At 70.0% G+C, this 18,772-nt stretch carries 15 protein-coding genes and 1 pseudogene; 9 read left to right on the top strand and 7 right to left on the bottom strand.

What is annotated here, in order from left to right; translation table 11 throughout:
- Nucleotides 1–204: 204 nt before the first annotated feature.
- Nucleotides 205–774 (bottom strand): dihydrofolate reductase family protein, encoded by a 570-nt coding sequence (locus AB0I59_RS10600; protein ID WP_061259377.1) that lies wholly within the window; start codon nucleotides 772–774, stop codon nucleotides 205–207.
- A 424-nt stretch (nucleotides 775–1,198) separates the two neighbouring features.
- On the opposite strand from AB0I59_RS10600, the gene AB0I59_RS10595 reads away from it, so the two are divergent.
- From AB0I59_RS10595 to AB0I59_RS10585, 3 genes are all read left to right on the top strand, one after another.
- Nucleotides 1,199–1,792 (top strand): TetR/AcrR family transcriptional regulator, encoded by a 594-nt coding sequence (locus tag AB0I59_RS10595; RefSeq protein WP_061259378.1) that lies wholly within the window; start codon nucleotides 1,199–1,201, stop codon nucleotides 1,790–1,792.
- 131 nt (nucleotides 1,793–1,923) lie between these two features.
- Nucleotides 1,924–2,079 carry a hypothetical protein gene (locus AB0I59_RS10590; protein WP_358131929.1) on the top strand — a complete coding sequence of 52 codons (156 nt, stop codon included), beginning with the start codon at nucleotides 1,924–1,926 and terminating at the stop codon, nucleotides 2,077–2,079.
- A gap of 44 nt (nucleotides 2,080–2,123) precedes the next feature.
- Nucleotides 2,124–3,092 (top strand): WD40 repeat domain-containing protein, encoded by a 969-nt coding sequence (locus AB0I59_RS10585; RefSeq protein WP_061259379.1) that lies wholly within the window; start codon nucleotides 2,124–2,126, stop codon nucleotides 3,090–3,092.
- Nucleotides 3,093–3,648: 556 nt separating this feature from the next.
- Here AB0I59_RS10585 and AB0I59_RS10580 read toward each other — a convergent pair.
- The 3 genes from AB0I59_RS10580 to AB0I59_RS10570 form a co-directional block, all read right to left on the bottom strand.
- The gene (locus AB0I59_RS10580; protein WP_061259407.1) at nucleotides 3,649–4,386 is read right to left on the bottom strand and encodes a succinate dehydrogenase/fumarate reductase iron-sulfur subunit; all 738 of its coding nucleotides are present in this window, start codon (nucleotides 4,384–4,386) and stop codon (nucleotides 3,649–3,651) included.
- A gap of 87 nt (nucleotides 4,387–4,473) precedes the next feature.
- Nucleotides 4,474–6,417 carry a fumarate reductase/succinate dehydrogenase flavoprotein subunit gene (locus AB0I59_RS10575; RefSeq protein WP_358131927.1) on the bottom strand — a complete coding sequence of 648 codons (1,944 nt, stop codon included), beginning with the start codon at nucleotides 6,415–6,417 and terminating at the stop codon, nucleotides 4,474–4,476.
- A complete protein-coding gene (locus AB0I59_RS10570) occupies nucleotides 6,414–7,172 on the bottom strand; it encodes a succinate dehydrogenase cytochrome b subunit (RefSeq protein ID WP_082777374.1) in 759 nt (252 codons plus the stop codon). The genes AB0I59_RS10575 and AB0I59_RS10570 overlap by 4 nt, the downstream gene beginning before the upstream one ends.
- A 155-nt stretch (nucleotides 7,173–7,327) precedes the next feature.
- Between AB0I59_RS10570 and AB0I59_RS10565 the strand changes: the two genes are divergently transcribed.
- Together AB0I59_RS10565 and AB0I59_RS10560 are read left to right on the top strand one after the other, a co-directional pair.
- On the top strand, nucleotides 7,328–8,254 hold the full coding sequence (locus AB0I59_RS10565) for a LysR family transcriptional regulator (RefSeq protein ID WP_061259382.1): 927 nt from the start codon (nucleotides 7,328–7,330) through the stop codon (nucleotides 8,252–8,254).
- A 138-nt stretch (nucleotides 8,255–8,392) separates the two neighbouring features.
- Nucleotides 8,393–8,716, top strand: a complete 324-nt coding sequence (locus AB0I59_RS10560; RefSeq protein WP_358132050.1) for a response regulator — start codon at nucleotides 8,393–8,395, stop codon at nucleotides 8,714–8,716.
- Between the two features lie 6 nt (nucleotides 8,717–8,722).
- Here AB0I59_RS10560 and AB0I59_RS10555 read toward each other — a convergent pair whose 3' ends face one another.
- A complete protein-coding gene (locus AB0I59_RS10555; RefSeq protein ID WP_358131925.1) occupies nucleotides 8,723–11,200 on the bottom strand; it encodes an ABC transporter permease in 2,478 nt (825 codons plus the stop codon).
- Nucleotides 11,200–11,931, bottom strand: coding sequence for an ABC transporter ATP-binding protein (locus tag AB0I59_RS10550; RefSeq protein ID WP_061259384.1), 732 nt, complete (start codon nucleotides 11,929–11,931; stop codon nucleotides 11,200–11,202). Before AB0I59_RS10550 ends, AB0I59_RS10555 begins: the two co-directional genes overlap by 1 nt.
- Nucleotides 11,932–12,029: 98 nt before the next feature.
- On the opposite strand from AB0I59_RS10550, the gene AB0I59_RS10545 reads away from it, so the two are divergent.
- Nucleotides 12,030–12,635, top strand: a complete 606-nt coding sequence (locus tag AB0I59_RS10545) for a response regulator transcription factor (RefSeq protein WP_061259385.1) — start codon at nucleotides 12,030–12,032, stop codon at nucleotides 12,633–12,635.
- 435 nt (nucleotides 12,636–13,070) lie between these two features.
- Here AB0I59_RS10545 and AB0I59_RS10540 read toward each other — a convergent pair.
- Nucleotides 13,071–13,337: pseudogene (locus AB0I59_RS10540) on the bottom strand (histidine kinase); the annotation flags it as partial.
- Nucleotides 13,338–15,188: 1,851 nt separating this feature from the next.
- Between AB0I59_RS10540 and sdhC the strand changes: the two are divergent.
- The 3 genes from sdhC to AB0I59_RS10525 are packed head-to-tail and all read left to right on the top strand — an operon-like array spanning nucleotide 15,189 to nucleotide 18,649.
- Entirely contained in the window at nucleotides 15,189–15,989 is an 801-nt protein-coding gene (gene sdhC / locus AB0I59_RS10535; RefSeq protein ID WP_061259386.1) for a succinate dehydrogenase subunit SdhC, read from the top strand.
- Between the two features lie 12 nt (nucleotides 15,990–16,001).
- The gene (locus AB0I59_RS10530) at nucleotides 16,002–17,897 is read left to right on the top strand and encodes a fumarate reductase/succinate dehydrogenase flavoprotein subunit (protein WP_061259387.1); all 1,896 of its coding nucleotides are present in this window, start codon (nucleotides 16,002–16,004) and stop codon (nucleotides 17,895–17,897) included.
- Nucleotides 17,897–18,649, top strand: a complete 753-nt coding sequence (locus tag AB0I59_RS10525) for a succinate dehydrogenase/fumarate reductase iron-sulfur subunit (protein ID WP_061259388.1) — start codon at nucleotides 17,897–17,899, stop codon at nucleotides 18,647–18,649. Before AB0I59_RS10530 ends, AB0I59_RS10525 begins: the two co-directional genes overlap by 1 nt.
- The last annotated feature ends 123 nt before the right edge of the window (nucleotides 18,650–18,772 follow it).

The following is an 18,772-nucleotide window of genomic DNA, read 5'->3' as shown; positions in this document are numbered from 1 at the left end:
GCGGAGCTGGTGAACAGTGAGGTCAGCCCGCCGCTAGGCGCGGCGCAGCCTCATGAAGCATGTGCAACCCATGTCCGGCACCCTAGCAGCCGGGACGCGGCCGGGATCATGTGCGCCGGACGGGCGGGACCCGCGAAGGGGCCGTGCCGGTTGGTCCCGTGCCAGGTCATGCCCCTCTGACGGGCCGGGGTTGATGAGCCCCGATCACCTCCTCTTGTACGTGAGGACAACCATCCCGCTTTCGAGGACGCGGGTACCGGTGAGGTCGAAGTACGCCGGGGAGAAGTCGGCGGTGAACAATGGGATGCCGGACCCGGCGACGACCGGGTAGAGCTTGATGACCAGTTCGTCGATCTCTGGGAGCAGGGTGCCCGCGAGGCGACCACCGCCGGCCAGGTAGATGTCCTTGCCGTCCTCGGCCTTGAGTTCGCGGATCTTGGCGAGCGGATCGCCGGTGACGATCTCGACCGCCGGGTCGGGACTGTCGGTGATGCTCCGGGACACCACGTACTGGCGCAGGTGCGCGTACGGGCTGGTCACGCCGACTGCCAGGGCGGGCTCGTAGGTGAGGCGTCCCTGCACCGCGGTGTCGAAGTCCCGGTTGCCGTCGTCGACGCCGAGTTGGGCCCGGAGATGGCTCGGCAGCGTGTCCGGATAGTCGTCGCGGATGAAGTCCACGACGTCCTGGGTCACGGGGAAGAAGTCTGCGTTGCCGTCCGGGGCGGCGATGAAGCCGTCGATGGTCATGCCGACGTAGTACGTGAGCTTTCGCATCTGATCCTTTTCCGTGTCGTTCTGGTGTCGTGTCAGGTGTCGTCTTCTGGTGGAGCCCCATATGGGGCTCTGTGCCGAATCCGACGTCGTTTCCTGGGTCGTTCTCGGTGGCGTTCTCAGCGGTCGCGTGAGCGGTGGACCCGACCGCCGCTCACCTGGCTCCGCCGGGCTTGGGCAGCGGCCTCGGCCGGGGTACGGATCGCGGCCTCGGAGCCTGGCGGCGGTCGTGCCGGGGCTGCGGCGGGATTGGCGTCGGTGTCCCCCTCCAACCCGGCGCGGCCATCGCGGCGGAAGCGGTGGACAGTGCGGTGAACTCGACTCGCATACGGGGCCTTTCGTCGCTACGTATGTAGTACTCTGCCTGGAGTGGTTAGACCGTAGTACTACATCCAGAGTGGTGTCAACCGAGATCGTTGGAGATGCGATGCGGCAGAATCCGGCCAGGCGGGCGGCGCTCGTCGACGCCGCCATCGAGGTCCTGGCCCGCGAGGGCGCGCGCGGACTGACCTTCCGCGCCGTGGACAGCGAGGCGAAGGTGCCGAACGGCACGGCGTCGAACTACTTCACCAACCGCGACGACCTGCTGACACAGGCGGGGGCACGCGTCTACGAGCGGTGGCAGCCGGACGCGTCGGCCTTCGCCGAGGTGGTGGAGGGGCCACGCGACCGCGCCCACCTCACCGCGCTGATGCGCGAGATGGTGGGCCGCCTGACCGACTTCCCGGCGGGCTACCTGGCCCTGATCGAGCTGCGCCTGGAAGCCACCCGCCGCCCCGAACTACGCGCGGTGCTCACCCGCAGGATCCGGGCCGACCTGGACGCCAACATCGGCTTCCACCTGGAGTCCGGGATGCCGGGAGACGCCACCACGGTGGTGCTGCTCTACATGGCGCTGAACTGGCTGATCCTGGAGCGGCTCACCCTGCCCGACATCTTTCCCGGATCACAGGTCGATGATCTGGTCGCGGACGCGGTCGAGCGCATCCTGACCCCGGACGCTCCCGTACGCGAGGCGTGAGCACCGACCGGGCGCGGGCCGGGGCACTGCGGACGAATCCGGTAGCGGGCCATGGCTTCCGGACAACAGCCGAGCAGGCGTTCTAGCACGAGACAAGTGGCGTCCAAGACGCCCCGATGAAGCTGGTCCGCATGCGCGCCAACACAATGCACTACCTGGCGGCCGTGCTCGGTGCCCCGGTCAGCCGTACCGACGATGGCGGAACCACGTCCGTGACGATCTTGGCGCGGACGCGGCCGGGCGACGCCGGAACGTCCGGGCCGAAGGCCGAGGTAGCAGCCAGGTGACCTCTCAAACTGCGGCAGCGCCGACCCCCGCCGCGGATCGGCGGATGCCCCGGCGCCGTGTCCTGCTCCTGGCCGGACTCGGTGCCGTCACCGCCATCGGCGTACCGGTCACAATCGCTCTCTCCACCGGCATCCCCGACTTCGCACCGACCGCCACCCTCACCGGCCACACCGGATGGGTCTCCTCGGTGGCCTTCAGCCCGGACGGCAGAATCCTCGCCACCGGCAGCCGCGACGGCACTGGGCGGCTGTGGGACGTGGCCGGCCGTAAGAGCATCGCCACCCTCACCGGCCACACCGGATGGGTCTCCTCGGTGGCCTTCAGCCCGGACGGCAGAACCCTCGCCACCGGCAGCGACGACAACACCGTGCGGCTGTGGGACGTGGCCGGCCGTAAGAGCATCGCCACCCTCACCGGCCACACCGGATGGGTCTTGTCGGTGGCCTTCAGCCCGGACGGCGGAATCCTCGCCACCGGCAGCGACGACAACACCGTGCGGCTGTGGGACGTGGCCGGCCGTAAGAGCATCGCCACGCTCCACACCGGCTGGGTCTACTCGGTGGCCTTCAGCCCGGACGGCAGGACCCTCGCCACCGGCGGCGACGACAGCACCGTGCGGCTGTGGGACGTGGCCGGCCGTAGAACCATCGCCACCCTCACCGGCCACACCAGGGAGGTCTTCTCGGTGGCCTTCAGCCCGGACGGCAGAACCCTCGCCACCGCCGGCCAGGACAACACCGTGCGGCTGTGGGACGTGGCCGGCCGTAAGAGCATCGCCACCCTCACCGGCCACACCAGAGGGGTCTACACGGTGGCCTTCAGCCCGGACGGCGGAATCCTCGCCACCGGCGGCTACAACACGGTGGAGTTGCGGGACGTGGCCGACCTTAGGACGACTGCCACCCTCACCGGCCACACAGGCACTGTCGAAACGGTGGCCTTCAGCCCGGACGGCAGAACCATCGCCACCGGCAGCGACGACGACACGGTGAAGTTGTGGCCGACCCGCTGATCCAACCGCCCCTACAGCGGGCCGCTACGGCCCGGACGCCAGAGACCAATGACGCGGCCCCGGCCCCCTCAAGGAGCCGGGGCCGCGTCCATCCCCTGCTGACGCTCCAGACGGCGGAGTCACCTCACATAGGCGGTCCCCGAGGACTTCGCCTTCGTGCCGGTACCGGAGAAGTCGGCCTTCCAGGTGCCGCCGGTCTCGCTCGCCGAAAAACGTACATCCACAGGACTGGGAAAAGCGCCACCCACATTCTTCATTAATTCCTCAGAGAACGACGCCTCCGGCTCATGAAATATTCATCGCCGCAGGTCAGAGCATTCAAGATCGGCAGAAATGCGCACTCCACAGCCTTCCCCAAGGGGAAGTTTCACATCCGATAATCATCTGGCCTGAGAAATCCGTGAACAGAGGACGACCGACATGAACCCGCACCGAAGAACCGCCGCGCGTCCCCTGGAACGCGAAAAGGCGCGAGCCGTACATCGTCTGTACGGCTCGCGCCCCGCGGGAACGGACCGGGGCGACGGCGGACCGTCACCCCGGCACTCCGGTCTCGTTACTTGGACGCCTTCAGGTAGTCGGCGTTCATCCGGGCGATCGTGTCGAGGGGGATGCCCTTCGGACAGACCGCGGTGCACTCACCGGTGTTGGTGCAGCCGCCGAAACCCTCCATGTCCATCTGCTCGACCATGGCCTTCGCCCGCGAGTCGCGCTCCGGCTGACCCTGCGGCAGCAGGCCCAGGTGCGTGATCTTCGCGGCGGTGAACAACGAGGCCGACCCGTTCGGGCAGGCGGCCACACAGGCGCCGCAGCCGATGCAGGTGGCCGCGTCGAACGCCGCGTCCGCGTCGTCCTTCTTCACCGGGACGCTGTGCGCGTCCGGAGCCGAACCCGCCGGGACGCTGATGAAGCCGCCGGCCTGGATGATCCGGTCGAACGCCGACCGGTCCACGACGAGGTCCTTCACCACCGGGAAGGGCGCCGCGCGCCAGGGCTCGATGGTGATCTCGGCGCCGTCCTCGAAGTGCCGCATGTGGAGCTGGCAGGTGGTGGTCGCGCGCTGCTCGCCGTGCGCGACCCCGTTGATCACCATGCCGCACATGCCGCAGATGCCCTCGCGGCAGTCGTGGTCGAAGGCGACCGGGTCGTCGCCCTCCAGGATGAGCCGCTCGTTGAGTACGTCCAGCATCTCCAGGAACGACATGTCCGGCGAGACGTCCTCGACCTTGTAGGTCACCATCCGACCCTCGTCGGACGAGCCGTTCTGACGCCAGACCTTCAGTGTCAGGTTCATGCCCATCGTTCGCTCACCACTCCTCATTCGCTACGCGAAAAGCTTGCTGCGCGGCGCTTTTCACTCCGCTCACTGCGTCGGGTGCGCTCACTTGTAGCTCCGCTGGGTCATCTTGACGTACTCGTAGTCGAGCACTTCCTTGTGCAGGGTCGGGCCGTCCTCGCCCCACTCCCAGGCGGCGACATAGGCGAAGTTGTCGTCGTCGCGCAGGGCCTCTCCGTCCTGGTCCTGGGACTCGGCGCGGAAGTGGCCGCCACAGGACTCCGTACGGTGAAGCGCGTCGATGCACATGAGCTCCGCCAGGTCGAAGAAGTCCGCGACCCGACCGGCGCGCTCGAGAGCCTGGTTGAGGCCCTCGGGGTCGCCCGGCACCTTCACGTTGTTCCAGAACTCCTCACGCAGCTCGGGGATCCGCTCCAGGGCCTTGCGCAGCGACTCCTCGGTGCGCTCCATGCCGCAGTAGTCCCACATGAGCTTGCCGAGCTCGCGGTGGTAGGAGTCGGCGGTCCGCGTGCCGTTGACGCTGAGCAGCTTGTCGATCTTCTGCTGGACGGCCTCGCGCGCCTGCGTCACGGCCTCCTCGTCCACCTCGTCGAACGCGGTCGCGCCCGCGAGGTAGTCGCCGATGGTCGTCGGCAGCACGAAGTAGCCGTCGGCCAGGCCCTGCATCAGCGCGGACGCGCCGAGGCGGTTGGCGCCGTGGTCGGAGAAGTTCGCCTCACCGATGACGAACAGGCCGGGGATGGTGGACTGCAGGTCGTAGTCCACCCACAGGCCGCCCATCGTGTAGTGCACGGCGGGGTAGATGCGCATCGGCGCCTCGTACGGGTTCTCCCCGGTGATGCGCTCGTACATCTCGAAGAGGTTGCCGTACTTCTTCTCGACCGCGTCACGGCCGAGGCGGGTGATGGCGTCCGCGAAGTCCAGGTACACGCCCAGGCCGCCGGGACCGACGCCGCGGCCCTCGTCGCAGACGTTCTTGGCGGCGCGGGAGGCGATGTCACGCGGAACGAGGTTTCCGAAAGCGGGATAAATCCGCTCAAGGTAGTAATCGCGCTCATCCTCGGGGATGTCGGCCGGCTTGCGGGCGTCGCCCTTGGCCAGCGGCACCCACACGCGGCCGTCGTTCCGCAGCGACTCCGACATCAGCGTCAGCTTCGACTGGTAGTCGCCGCTGACGGGGATGCAGGTCGGGTGGATCTGCGTGTAGCACGGGTTGGCGAACATCGCACCGCGCTGGTGCGCCCGCCAGATCGCCGTGGTGTTGCAGCCCTTGGCGTTGGTGGACAGGAAGAAGACGTTGCCGTACCCGCCGGTCGCGAGGACGACCGCGTCCGCCTGGTGGGTCTCGATCTCTCCGGTCACCATGTCGCGGACGATGACGCCACGGGCGCGCCCGTCGCTGACCACCACGTCCAGCATCTCGTGCCGGGTGTGCATCTCGACGGTCCCGGCCGCGATCTGGCGCTCCAGGGCCGAGTAGGCGCCGAGCAGGAGCTGCTGGCCCGTCTGGCCGCGGGCGTAGAACGTACGGGACACCTGCGCGCCACCGAAGGAGCGGGTGTCCAGCAGGCCGCCGTACTCGCGGGCGAAGGGAACGCCCTGGGCCACGGCCTGGTCGATGATGTTCACGCTGACCTGCGCCAGCCGGTACACGTTGGACTCGCGGGCGCGGAAGTCGCCGCCCTTGACCGTGTCGTAGAAGAGCCGGTAGATGCTGTCGCCGTCACCGCGGTAGTTCTTCGCGGCGTTGATCCCGCCCTGCGCGGCGATGGAGTGCGCGCGCCGGGGCGAGTCCTGGTAGCAGAACGACTTGACCTTGTAGCCGAGCTCGCCGAGGGTGGCGGCGGCCGACCCTCCGGCCAGCCCGGTGCCGACCACGATGACGTTGATCTTGCGCTTGTTCGCCGGGTTGACCAGCTTCGCCGAGAAACGACGCTTGTCCCAGCGACCCTCGATCGGCCCCTCGGGCGCCTTCGTGTCCTTGATGGGCTCGCCGACCTTGTAGCCGTGCGTCTCCTGCTCGCTCACTTGATCACTCCGATCATCACCCCGACGGGCACGGCGAGGAAACCGACCACGAGAACCAGCGACACCAGAGCGGCGGCCGCCTTCAGCTTCCCGTAGCTGCGGCCGCTCGCCAGGCCCAGCGTCTGGAACGCGCTCCACAGGCCGTGCCGCAGGTGCAGGCCGACCATGATCATCGCCACGACGTAGAAGAGGGTCACCCACCAGCGCGACGGGTCGAAGCCCGCGACCAGCCGGTCATACGGCTCGGCGTCGAAGCCCTCGGGGTTCACCGCGCCGAACGTCATGTCGAGCAGGTGCCAGACGACGAACAGCACGATGATGACGCCGCCGTACCGCATGGTGTGCGTGGCGTACCCGTTGGCCTGGGACTTCCGCTTGGCGGCGTACTTCACCGGCCGGGCCTTGGACGCGCGGCGGGCGAGGGACACGGCGGACCACATGTGCAGGGCCACCGCGAGTACGAGAGCGATCTCGACGACGGTCAGCAGCACGCGGTTGGGCACGGCGGGCGAGCCCACGGTCCGCAGCCATTCGGCATAGTGGTTGAAGGAGTCCGCTCCGAAGAACGACTTGAGATTGCCGACCATGTGGCCGACGAGGAAGAGCACCAGGATCGCACCCGTGACGGCCATGACGGCCTTCTTGCCGTTCGACGAGGCGAAGAGGCCCGGGCGGCGGCGTGTGGGGGGACTTGTCTGCGCTGCGTGGGGTGCGACCGGCTTGGTGGCCGCTCCCCGGTCTATCGTGGCTGTCACAGCTGCTCACGCTAGGTTCGGGTTCCGAGGAGAGTCCAAGTCGCGGCGGGCGTCGTCCCCATAGCCGCAGGCTATGACCTGTGGCCCGTACGGCTTACGCGTTCCGGCGACCTCGGCCGGATGCGACAAATCTCACAGCCGTACGCTAGGGAGGCGTGCAGCTCCAGCAACTCGCGTACTTCGTGGCGGTGGCCGAGACCCGGCACTTCACCCATGCCGCCGAGCGGATGCGGGTTGCCCAGCCTTCGCTCAGCAAGCAGATCAGGACCCTGGAGACCGAGCTCGGCGCGCCCCTGTTCAGCCGGGCCCGCGGCAACGTGACGCTGACGCCCGCGGGCGAGGCGCTGCTGCCGCTCGCCCGCCGCATGCTCGCCGACGCCGAGACCGCGCGCCGCGAGGTCGCCGAGCTGGCCGGTCTGCGCCGGGGCCGGGTACGGCTCGGCGCCACGCCGTCCCTGTGCGCGGGGCTGCTGGCCGACGCCCTCGCCCGGTTCCATCGTGACTATCCCGGCGTGGAACTGCTCGTGGAGGAGAGCGGCTCACGCGACCTCGTCCGCGACCTGGCCAGGGGCCAGCTCGATCTCGCGCTCATCATCCTGCCGCTGCAGAGCAGTGACCCTTCCCTGGTGACCGAGGAGATCCTCAGGGAGAACCTCGTCGTCGCCTCTCCCCCGGGCCGGCGCAGGCCGTACATGCGGATCGAGGACCTGCGCGGGCGGCCGCTGGTGATGTTCCGGCGCGGCTACGACCTGCGCGAGGCGACGCTGACCGCCTGCCGGCAGGCGGGGTTCGAGCCGCGGTTCGCCGTCGAGGGCGGGGAGATGGACGCCGTGCTGCGCTTCGTCGAGGCGGGTCTCGGGATCGCGGTGGTGCCGTCCATGGTGCTGGACGGGCGGCCCGGCCTCGCGGGGACGCCGCTCGCGCCCCCCGGCCTGCGCCGCACCATCGCGCTGGCCCACCGCAAGGACGTCGAGCCCACCCGCGCGGCCGAGGCGTTCCGCGCGACGTTGCTCTACTACCTCGCGGAGGCCGCCCACGACGGCAGCCTCCCCCAGGGCATCGAGCTCATCAGCTCGGACTGACAAATTGTCTGATAGCAGACTCGACCGCAATCATTGACCGGATAATGTTCATGCTCTTGGCAAGATTTATCCGTCATAGCAATAGAGAGGCGTTTTGTGACCGCGCTCTCACCAGGCATGGTTGCGGCATTGCCCCAAATGCTGACGCTGCTGCTGATAGAGGACGATCCTGGTGACGCCTTCCTCGTTGAGGAACTGCTGAGCGAAGCGGACAATCCACCAGCCAAGGACGGCCGGGAGGTGCTGGCCGAGGTCAAGGACGACCCGGAGCTGCGCAGCATCCCCGTCGTGGTGCTCACCACGTCCGAGGCGGAGGAGGACATCATGCGCAGCTACCACCTGCACGCCAACGCGTACGTGTCCAAGCCGGTGGACTTCGACCAGTTCATCCGGGTAGTCCGTCAGATCGATGACTTCTTCGTCACCGTGGTCAAACTGCCCTCCACCGCGAACCGGTTCTGATCCCGGTCACTCCCTCGCCCCGATGACGTCGGCCGGCCGGTCGCGAAGCACCGTCCGGGCGGGGACGACGGTCGCGGCCAGGGCCAGCGCCGCCGCCGCCGCGACGACCGCCAGGTAGGTCACCGGCGGCACGTACGGCGTGGCCGATCCGGTCATCCCCGCGCCGAACGCGGCGAGCGTCACCAGGGCGACGCCCGTACCGAGTGCGACCGCGACAAGCACCGCGGCGAAGGTCTCCCAGCGGAGCATGCGCATGATCTGCCGCCGGGTGGTGCCGACGAGGCGGAGCAGCGCGAACTCGCGGGCCCTGTCGGTGGTCGCCATCACGAGCGTGTTGACGACCGCGATGGCGGTGAAGGCGATGATCAGGCCCATCGCGACGTAGTTGACCTCGGCGCCCGCCGGCGTGACGATCGCCTCGACCCGGTCCAGCACGCTCACGCCCGGATGGTCGCGCAGCGCGGCGGCCAGCACGGCCCGTTCCACGGACGGGGCGGCCACGAGCACGGTCCGGGCCAGGGGGTCGTCCACGTGCGCGGCGACCAGGTCGTGCGGCAGCGTGAGATCGGCGAAGCCGAGGCCGCGGGTGTAGACGGCGGCGACGGTGAGCGTCGCCGGTGTGCCGTCGCCGAGCGTCAGCGCCACCCGGTCGCCCACGGACACGCCCAGGCCGTCCGCCGCGGTCTCGCTGACCGCGAGCGTGCCGTCGCCCATGCGATCCAGGGAGCCCTTCAGCACGCCGAGGTCCATGGTGGACGCGAGACCGGCGGGGGTCACGCCCTGCGCGCCGTATTTCGCCAGGCCGACCCGCACCGAGGTACGCAGGACCTCGGTCACCGCCACCACGCCGGGCACCTTCCGTACGGCGTCGGCGGCCGCCTCTGGGACGCGCGGCCCGAGGACGTGGTCGGCCCGGGTCCCCGCTCGGGCCTGCGTCTCGGCGGCGTGCCCCATGGTGGTCTGGACGAACAGGATCGTGCAGGTCATCGCCACCATCAGGCTGAGCGGGGTGACGACGGCGGCGAGCCGGCAGGTGCCCGCGCGCAGGTTGGCCGCGGCGAGGTGGCCGCCCACCCGGAAGGCGCGCATCGGCGCCCCGAGCACGGTGACGGCGACCCGGGCGATGACGGGGCCGAGCAGCGCGACCGCGATCGTCCACACCAGCGCGGTCAGCATGGTCACCGGACTGGAGGCGGCCTCGCTGGACAGCGTGGACAGCACCAGCGTGAGCGTGACGGCGCCGCCGAGGCAGAGCAGCCCGGCGACCAGGCGGCCCCACGGCAGCCCGGACCGGCGCAGCGCGGCCTCGCCCAGCGCCTCGACCGGGCGGATCCTGACGGTACGGCGAGCGGAGATCCTGGCCGCGGCCCACGCCGCCAGCACGGTCGCCCCCAACGCGGCGAAGGCGGGGAACGGGCTCAGCACCAGGTCGAGGTTCGCCGGCATGGCGCCGAGGTCCACGAACCGCGACCGTAGCCAGAACGCCAGCCCCACCCCCAGCACCGTGCCGGGAAGGCCCGCGACCAGGCCGATGAGCAGGGCCTCGCCGCCGAGCATCGTCCTGATCTGCCGGGGCGTGGCGGCCACCGCGCGCAGCAGCGCGATCTCTCGCTGGCGCTGCTGGATCGACAGCGCGAACGTGCCCACCACCACGAGGACCGCGACCAGCAGCGAGGTGCCGCCCAGCGCGCCGCCGAGGCTGATCAGTTTGACCCTGGCCTTCTCGGCGTCGAGGAACTCGACCGTGCCGCGGTCGTCCCCGGTGTAGGCGAGCGCGTTCGTGCCCTCCAGCACCGCGTTCACGCCCTCCAGGACAACCGTGGGGGCGCCCTCGGGGAACACGCCGATCGCGCTGACCATGTCGTCCGCGCGCCCGCCCAGCAGCCCGGCCAGCCTGCGGGCCTCGGCCGTGCCGAAGAACAGGGTGGCCTGGCTGTCCAGCGCCTCCGCCGTCACGCCGACGACGCGGTACGCGCCCCCGGTCTCGACGGTGAGCCGCCCGCCGACGGCCAGCCCCGACGCGGCGTCGGCGACCACCTCGCCGGGCGCCGCCGGGGCGCGTCCCTCACGCAGGGTGAAGGGGGTCAGCGCGGCCGATTCCCAGCCGTGGCCGGCGTACCGGGCACCACCCGCGTGGACGGGGAAGGTCACCTCGGCGACCACCGAACGAACTCCGGGGACGCCCGCCAGCCGACCGGCGAGCGAGGCGGGCACCCAGGCCCGCTCGGACAGCGGCTTGGCCTTGACCTTCGTCTTGACCTCGCCCTCCCCCTTCTGCTTGAGGATCGTCTCGCGCACGTTCTGGTCCCCGGCGACCAGTACGGGAGCGCCGGCGTACCGCTCGGGCCGAACCTGGCCGCGCAGTCCGGTCTCCAGCAGGGCGCCGCAGGCGCAGACGAGCGCGGCGGCGCACAGCAGCGCGAAGAACGCTCCGGCGAAGCCGGCCGTGCGGTTCCGCATGGTGTGCAGCGCGAACCCGATCATCACACCCACGCTCCCAGCCGGGTCATGCGGTCGGCGACGCTGTCGACCGTCGGGGCGCTCATCGTGTCGACGACGCGCCCGTCGGCGAGGAACAGCACGGTGTCGGCGTACGACGCGGCGAGCGGGTCGTGGGTCACCATCACCACCGTCTGGCCGAGACCGTCCACCACCTCCCGGAGCAGGGTGAGCACGTCTCGCGCCGTCATCATGTCGAGGGCGCCCGTCGGCTCGTCGCCGAACACCACCTCGGGCCGCGTCACCAGCGCCCTGGCGATCGCCACCCGCTGCTGCTGCCCGCCGGAGAGCTCGGCGGGCCGGTGCCCGGTACGGCCGTCGAGCCGGACGCGGCGGACCACCTCGTCCAGCCAGGCCCGGTCGACCCGGGTCCCGGCGAGGCGCAGCGGCAGCGTGATGTTCTGCAGCACCGTGAGCGACGACACCAGGTTGAACGCCTGGAACACGAAGCCGACCCGCTCCCTGCGCAGCTCGGTCAGCCGCGTCTCGTCCATCCCCGCCAGTTCGATGTCGCCGAGCCGTACCGAACCGGAGGTCGGCCGGTCCAGTCCGGCCGCGCAGTGGAGGAACGTGCTCTTGCCCGAGCCGGACGGCCCCATCACCGCGGTGAAGCCCCCGCGGGGGATGCCGATCGTCACCTCGCGCAGGGCGGCCACCGCGCCCTGCCCCTTGCCGTACACCTTGCTCACGGCGTCCAGCCGTACCGCGTCGTCCATGGTGTTCAGCCTGCTGAAGCGGGAGAACGCGAACCAGAGAGCCGATCACCAGTCGACCATGACGACGTCATGAGTCGGACACTGATAGACATGTTGCCGTGATCAGGGTTCTGCTGGCCGAAGATCAGCACGTCGTACGCGGAGCACTCGTCGCGTTGCTGGAACTGGAGGACGACCTGACGGTGGTGGACGCCGTCGGCTCCGGCGACGCCGTGCTGCCCGCCGCGCTCCGGCACCGGCCGGACGTCGCCGTGCTCGACATCGACATGCCCGGCCTGGACGGCCTCGCCGCCGCGGCCGAGCTACGCGCGAAGCTGCCCGAGTGCCGCACGCTCATGCTCACCGGGCACGGCAGGCCGGGCCAGCTGCGCCGGGCGCTGAGCGCCCAGGTCAACGGGTTCCTGCTGAAGACCGCGCCGCCGGACGACCTGATCGCGGCGATCCGCGCGATCGCCGCGGGAGGCCGCGTCCTCGACCCCTCGTTGGCCGTCGCCGCCTGGGACCTCGCCGACAACCCCCTCACGCCACGCGAGGCGGACGTGCTACGGCTGGCCGCCGGTGGCGCCGGGGCGACCGAGATCGCGGCGGAACTGTTCCTCACCGCCGGGACCGTCCGCAACTATCTCACCGCGATCGTGGCGAAGCTCGGCGCCCGCAACCGCACGGACGCCGTCCGCGTCGCCCAGGAGTCCGGCTGGATCTAGGAGGGCACTCACATCGAGGACGGCCAGCAGCCGGAACCAGCCGTCCCCGTCCGCCCTGGCCGTCAGCTCCCCGCCGAGCGCGGCCATCCGGGTGGTGAGGTTGCCGATGCCCGCGCCCGGCCGGGTCCGCCCGGCGTTCGGGCCCACCCCGTCGTTCGCCACGCCGAGCCGTACGACGCCCTCGGAGGCTCCGGACTCGATGTGGCATCGCCGCGCGGAGCTGTGCCTGAGCACGTTGGTCACCGCCTCGCGCAGGACCGTGGCGAGTACGGTCTCCGCGGGGCCGGGCAGCGGTCCGTGGCCGAGCGAGAGCCGGACCTCCATTCCGGCGGCGGTCAGCACGGAGCGGGCGGAGTCCGCCTCCTCCTCCAATGACATCTCGCGGTGGTCGCCCGACGCGCTCCGCAGGTCGGCCTCCGCCCGCTCGGCCATCGCCATGACATCGGCGATCTCCCGCCGGGCCCGCTCCGGGTCGGCGTCCGCCAGGCGGCGGGCCAGCTCGCACTTGAGCAGGATCGCCGCCAGGTTGTGGCCGAGGAGATCGTGCAGGTCACGGGCCGCGCGCAGCCGCTCCTGGACGACCGCGGCGCGGGCCGGCTCCTCCCGCGAGTCCTGTAGTTCCTTGACGAACCGGGCCAGCCGCACCAGACCATGGATCACCAGCCCGGTGACCAGCGTGCTGACGGTGTAGTTGACCACCATCCCCGCGGGCAACCCCAACGCGGCCCCGATCGCCGCCACGCTCGCCATGACGGCCATGACGAGCGGCCACGCCACCGCCGGGCGGAACGCGAGCAGCAGCGGCCCCGCCAGGAAACCGGCCACCCCCAGCCAGACCCGGTCGAACACGAACAGGGGCGGATAGGTGAGCAGGGCCATGGCCACGAGCGCGTACGGACGTCGCCCGCGTACGGACCGGAACTGGAGGAACGCGATCACCGCCTGGCACGCCGCCGCCGGAAGCACCAGCTCTTCTGGGACGAGCAGCAGGGCCTTCACGCAGAATCCGGCGATTACCGTCGCGAGCAGGCCGATCGACAGCCGGTAGGCGGTGTCCGGCGGTGGTGGGGCGGGCGGCGTGGCCGGGATGGCGGCCTCGACCGTGAACCGGCCGTCCGGATCGAGCCCGGCGCGCACCTCCCCGGCCGCCGCCATCTGGTCGATGACGTCGTCGAGTCCCTCGACGCCCGCGCCCGCGGTGCGCACGCCGTCGTTGGTCACGCGCAGCCGGACCATGCCGTCGCGGTGGGCGGTCTCGATCACGCAGTGCCCGGCCGTGCCGTGCCGTACGACGTCGGTGACGGCGTCGCGGAGCACGGTCGCGAGCAGGGCACCGGCGGGCCCGAGCGGCTCGGTGTGGCCGATCCGCACCACCGCCTCGATCCCCGCCGCCGACAGCAGCGCCCGCGCGGTCGCCACCTCCGGGGCGAGCGACAGCGCGCGGTATCCCGCCGCGGCCGACCGCGCGTCGGCGAGGCAGCGCCGGGCCGTCGCGGCGACCTCCCCGATCGTCTCCTTCATCTCCTCGGAGCCGTCCGCCTCCGAGCTGTTCGCCACTGGGCCGATCTTCGCGGAGCTGTTCCCCGGGATGCTGTTCGCCGCGGGGTCGATCGCCTCCGCGCTCCCGGCCTCCTGGCCGCTCGATTCCGTACGTCCCATGGCCCGGCTCGCGCCGCGTTCGATGGCGTCGAGCCCTCGGCCGATCCCCTCGTTCAGTTCGGTGGCGATCCGGAGGCGCTCCTCGGCGACGGCGGCCATCGCGAGCCCGAGCCGGGCGGCGGCGACGTCGTCCACCCGGTCCGCCATCCGGGTCAGGCCGTAGATCACCAGGGCGGTGAGGAGCGTGCTGATCGTAGAGTCGATCATGATGAGCGTGTCCGCCGAGCGCACGGCCTGGACGAGGGCCGCACCGGCCACGACGAGGACCGCCGCGGGCCACGCCGAGACCAGCAGCAACGAACCGGCCAGGAACCCCAGCACGCCGACGGACACGCCGAGACCGAGCACCGCCACCGCCGCGAGGACCGCCTGTACGGCGAGCAACGCCGGGCCGCGGAAGCGCCGCCACCGGGGAACGACGTACGCGAGCTGGAGCACGAGGATCGCCACCGCCAGCAGTGCCTCCGCCACGCCGTCGGCGGCCAGCACGTACACGGCGGCGAAACCGGTGAGCGTGACGGCGACGGTCAGCCGGGCGAGCCGCGGAACCGGTTCGGCCCCCGCGAGCGACGGTTTCTCTCGGGTCACTCCAGCCTCGACCTCCCCTTTGGTCAGGGGACAGTCTTCCAGAGCGCCCGATAAATCCGGACAAGTGGGGGAATACTGCCGGAGCACCCCCGAGACGTGACGACAATCACACTCTCTTGCCGAAATAGGGGGTGACCCTTCTCACATTTTGCCCTGTCAGCGTCGTAACGTATCCCCCACCAACACGCGTCGGCGTTGTTACACACCTCGCTGTTACACCTGTGGCGCATCGGCCGGCGCGACACGAATGAACACCCGGACCCCCTCGGCGTACAACAGGGTCCGCGGAAGGTGGAGAGGTCTCTGATGACCCAGACAACGGCCGAAAACCCGGCCAGAAAGCAGCGCGCCCAGCTCAAGGTACGCACCCTGCGCACCGACAGATGGTGGCTCGCCCCCGCGCTGACATTCACCGGGCTGCTGACATTCCTTATTTACGGGTTCTGGGCGATTTTCGACCAGAGCTACCTGGCGGAGCCGTACATCGCGCCCTTCGCCTCGCCCTGCCTGGCGACGGCGTGTCCCGAAGGGGCACGCCTGTTCGGTCTGGCCCCCATCGGCGACTGGTACACCTGGCCCCCCGGGCTGCTGATCCTGGGCCTGCCCGGGGGCTTCCGTCTCACCTGCTACTACTACCGCAAGTCCTACTACCGCTCGTTCTGGCTGTCGCCGCCCGCCTGCTCGGTGGCCGAGCCGCACGGGAAGTACACCGGTGAGACGCGCCTGCCGCTGATCATCCAGAACATCCACCGCTACTTCTTCTACTTCGCGGTGATCATCGGACTTATCCTCACCTATGACGCGGTGCTCGCGTTCAGGGATAAAGAGGGCAACTGGGGACATGTGGGTCTTGGGTCGATCATCCTTCTGGTCAACGCGATCCTGATTCTGGCCTACACCTTCGGCTGCCATTCCTGCCGGCACATCACGGCGGGACGCCTGAACCACTTCTCCAAGCACCCGCTCAGGTACAAGGCGTGGACCTTCGTCTCGAAACTCAACGCCAAGCACCAGCAATTCGCCTGGGCGTCGATGTTCTCGGTCATGATCGCCGACCTCTATGTGCGGCTGGTCGCCAAGGGCATCATCAACTTCCCGTTCGCCTAACGAGGGATCACAGTGGAAATCGAGCGTCACGAATACGACGTCGTCGTCATCGGCGCGGGAGGCGCCGGACTCCGCGCGGCGATCGAGGCGCGGCAGCAGGGCAAGCGCACGGCCATCGTCTGCAAGTCGCTCTTCGGCAAGGCGCACACCGTCATGGCCGAGGGCGGCGCCGCGGCCGCGATGGGGAACGTCAACCCCGACGACAACTGGATGGTGCACTTCCGCGACACCATGCGCGGAGGCAAGTTCCTGAACAACTGGCGGATGGCCGAGCTGCACGCCAAGGAGGCCCCGGACCGGGTCTGGGAGCTGGAGGCGTGGGGCGCGCTGTTCGACCGCACCAAGGACGGCAAGATCAGCCAGCGTAACTTCGGAGGGCACGAGTACCCCCGGCTGGCGCACGTCGGCGACCGCACCGGCCTCGAACTCATCCGCACCCTGCAGCAGCGCGTCGTCGCGCTCCAGCAGGAGGACGAGAAGCTGCACGGCGATCCCGAGGCGTACATCAAGGTCTTCGCCGAGTGCACGGTCACCCGGCTGCTCAAGGACGGCGACGCGATCGCCGGGGCCTTCGGCTACTGGCGGGAGACCGGGAAGTTCATCCTCTTCGACGCCCCGGCCGTGGTGCTGGCCACCGGCGGCATCGGCAAGTCCTACGTCGTCACGTCCAACTCCTGGGAGTACACCGGTGACGGCCACGCGCTCGCCCTGCTCGCGGGCGCGAAGCTGATCAACATGGAGTTCATCCAGTTCCACCCGACGGGCATGGTCTGGCCGCCGTCGGTGCGCGGCATCCTCGTCACGGAGTCCGTCCGGGGCGACGGCGGCGTGCTGCGCAACTCCGAGGGCCGGCGCTTCATGTTCGACTACGTGCCGGACGTGTTCAAGGACAAGTACGCCACGACGGAGGAGGAGGGCGACCGCTGGTACACCGACCAGGCGAACAACCGCCGCCCTCCGGAGCTGCTGCCGCGTGACGAGGTGGCCAGGGCCATCAACTCCGAGGTGAAGGCGGGCCGCGGCTCACCGCAGGGCGGCGTCTTCCTGGACGTCTCCAGCCGACTGCCCGCCGCCGAGATCATCAAGCGGCTGCCGTCGATGCACCACCAGTTCAAGGAGCTGGCCGACGTCGACATCACCAAGGAGCCCATGCAGGTCGGCCCGACGTGCCACTACATCATGGGCGGTGTGGAGGTTGACGCCGACACCGGCGCCGCGTCCGTGCCCGGCCTGTTCGCGGCCGGCGAGGTCTCCGGCGGCATGCACGGTTCCAACCGCCTCGGCGGCAACTCCCTGTCCGACCTGCTGGTCTTCGGCCGCCGGGCCGGTGAGGGCGCCGCCTCGTACGTCAACGGCCTGGCGAAGCGGCCGGTCGTGGCGGAGACGGCGGTCGAGGACGCGCGGGCCGAGGCGCTCGCGCCCCTGGAGCGGTCGGGCGGCGAGAACCCCTACGAGGTCCACCACGAGCTGCAGCGGACGATGAACGAGCTCGTCGGCATCATCCGCAAGGCCGAGGAGGTCTCCGAGGCCCTGGAGGCGGTCGAGAAGCTCAAGGAGCGGGCGACGCACACCGCCTCTCCGGGCGGCCGGATCTACAACCCCGGCTGGCACCTCGCCCTCGACCTCCGCAACATGCTGCTCGTCAGCGAGTGCGTCGCGCGCGCCGCTCTCCTGCGCGAGGAGAGCCGGGGCGGGCACACCCGGGACGACTACCCGAAGATGTCGCCCGAGTGGCGGCGCAGGCTCCTGGTCTGCTCGGCGACGCCGGACGGCGCGGCCGTGAGCGTCGAGGAGCGGATCCAGCCGTCGATGCGCGGTGACCTGCTGGCCCTGTTCGATCGGACGGAGCTCAGCAAGTACCTCACCGAGGACGAGCTGGCGGAGTACGACGCGGTCAAGGAGTCGTGATGGGATACAAGGCCAAGTTCCGCGTCTGGCGCGGAGAGGGCGGCGAGGGCCGCCTGGAGGACTTCACCGTCGAGGTGAACGAGGGCGAGGTCGTCCTCGACGTCATCCACCGGCTGCAGGCCACACAGGCTCCCGACCTCGCGGTCCGCTGGAACTGCAAGGCGGGCAAGTGCGGCTCGTGTTCGATGGAGATCAACGGCAAGCCGCGGCTGGGCTGCATGACGCGGATGTCCACGTTCGAGGAGTCCGAGACGATCACGGTCACCCCGATGCGGACGTTCCCCGTCATCAAGGACCTGGTGACCGACGTCTCGTTCAACTACCAGAAGGCGCGCGAGATCCCGTCGTTCACTCCGCCCAAGGACGTCAAGCCGGGCGAGTACCGCATGCAGCAGGTCGATGTCGAGCGGTCCCAGGAGTTCCGCAAGTGCATCGAGTGCTTCATGTGCAACAACGTCTGCCACGTCATCCGTGACCACGATGAGAACAAGCAGGCCTTCGCCGGCCCGCGCTTCCTCATGCGGATCGCGGAGCTCGACATGCACCCGTACGACGTGGCCGACCGCAAGGAGTCCGCGCAGGACGAGCACGGCCTGGGCTACTGCAACATCACCAAGTGCTGCACCGAGGTCTGCCCGGAACACATCAAGATCACGGACAACGCGCTGATCCCGATGAAGGAGCGCGTCGTCGACCGGAAGTACGACCCCCTGGTCTGGCTGGGCAACAAGATCTTCAAGCGTTCCAGCTGAGCGGGGGCTCTCCGGAGCCGTACACGGCCGTGGGGGGGGGGCCCCCGGGGGGGCGGCCCCAGTGGGGGGTGGGCCCCCCCCCCGGCGGGCCCCCCGACCCCCCCCCCCGGGCCCCGGTACACC

It is taken from the genome of Microtetraspora glauca (genome assembly GCF_040656155.1).
Taxonomy (GTDB): Bacteria; Actinomycetota; Actinomycetes; order Streptosporangiales; family Streptosporangiaceae; genus Microtetraspora; species Microtetraspora glauca.
Note: the sequence above shows the minus strand (reverse complement) of the source record. Positions and strands in the feature narration are given on the sequence as shown.

Excerpts from the sequence above, each read along its gene's own strand:
- AB0I59_RS10600 (WP_061259377.1), bottom strand. The coding sequence starts at position 774 with ATGCGAAAGCTCACGTACTACGTCGGCATGACCATCGACGGCTTCATC.
- AB0I59_RS10595 (WP_061259378.1), top strand. The coding sequence starts at position 1,199 with ATGCGGCAGAATCCGGCCAGGCGGGCGGCGCTCGTCGACGCCGCCATC.
- AB0I59_RS10590 (WP_358131929.1), top strand. The coding sequence starts at position 1,924 with ATGCGCGCCAACACAATGCACTACCTGGCGGCCGTGCTCGGTGCCCCG.
- AB0I59_RS10585 (WP_061259379.1), top strand. The coding sequence starts at position 2,124 with ATGCCCCGGCGCCGTGTCCTGCTCCTGGCCGGACTCGGTGCCGTCACC.
- AB0I59_RS10580 (WP_061259407.1), bottom strand. The coding sequence starts at position 4,386 with ATGAACCTGACACTGAAGGTCTGGCGTCAGAACGGCTCGTCCGACGAG.
- AB0I59_RS10560 (WP_358132050.1), top strand. The coding sequence starts at position 8,393 with ATGCTGACGCTGCTGCTGATAGAGGACGATCCTGGTGACGCCTTCCTC.
- AB0I59_RS10555 (WP_358131925.1), bottom strand. The coding sequence starts at position 11,200 with ATGATCGGGTTCGCGCTGCACACCATGCGGAACCGCACGGCCGGCTTC.
- AB0I59_RS10550 (WP_061259384.1), bottom strand. The coding sequence starts at position 11,931 with ATGGACGACGCGGTACGGCTGGACGCCGTGAGCAAGGTGTACGGCAAG.
- sdhC (WP_061259386.1), top strand. The coding sequence starts at position 15,189 with ATGACCCAGACAACGGCCGAAAACCCGGCCAGAAAGCAGCGCGCCCAG.
- AB0I59_RS10525 (WP_061259388.1), top strand. The coding sequence starts at position 17,897 with ATGGGATACAAGGCCAAGTTCCGCGTCTGGCGCGGAGAGGGCGGCGAG.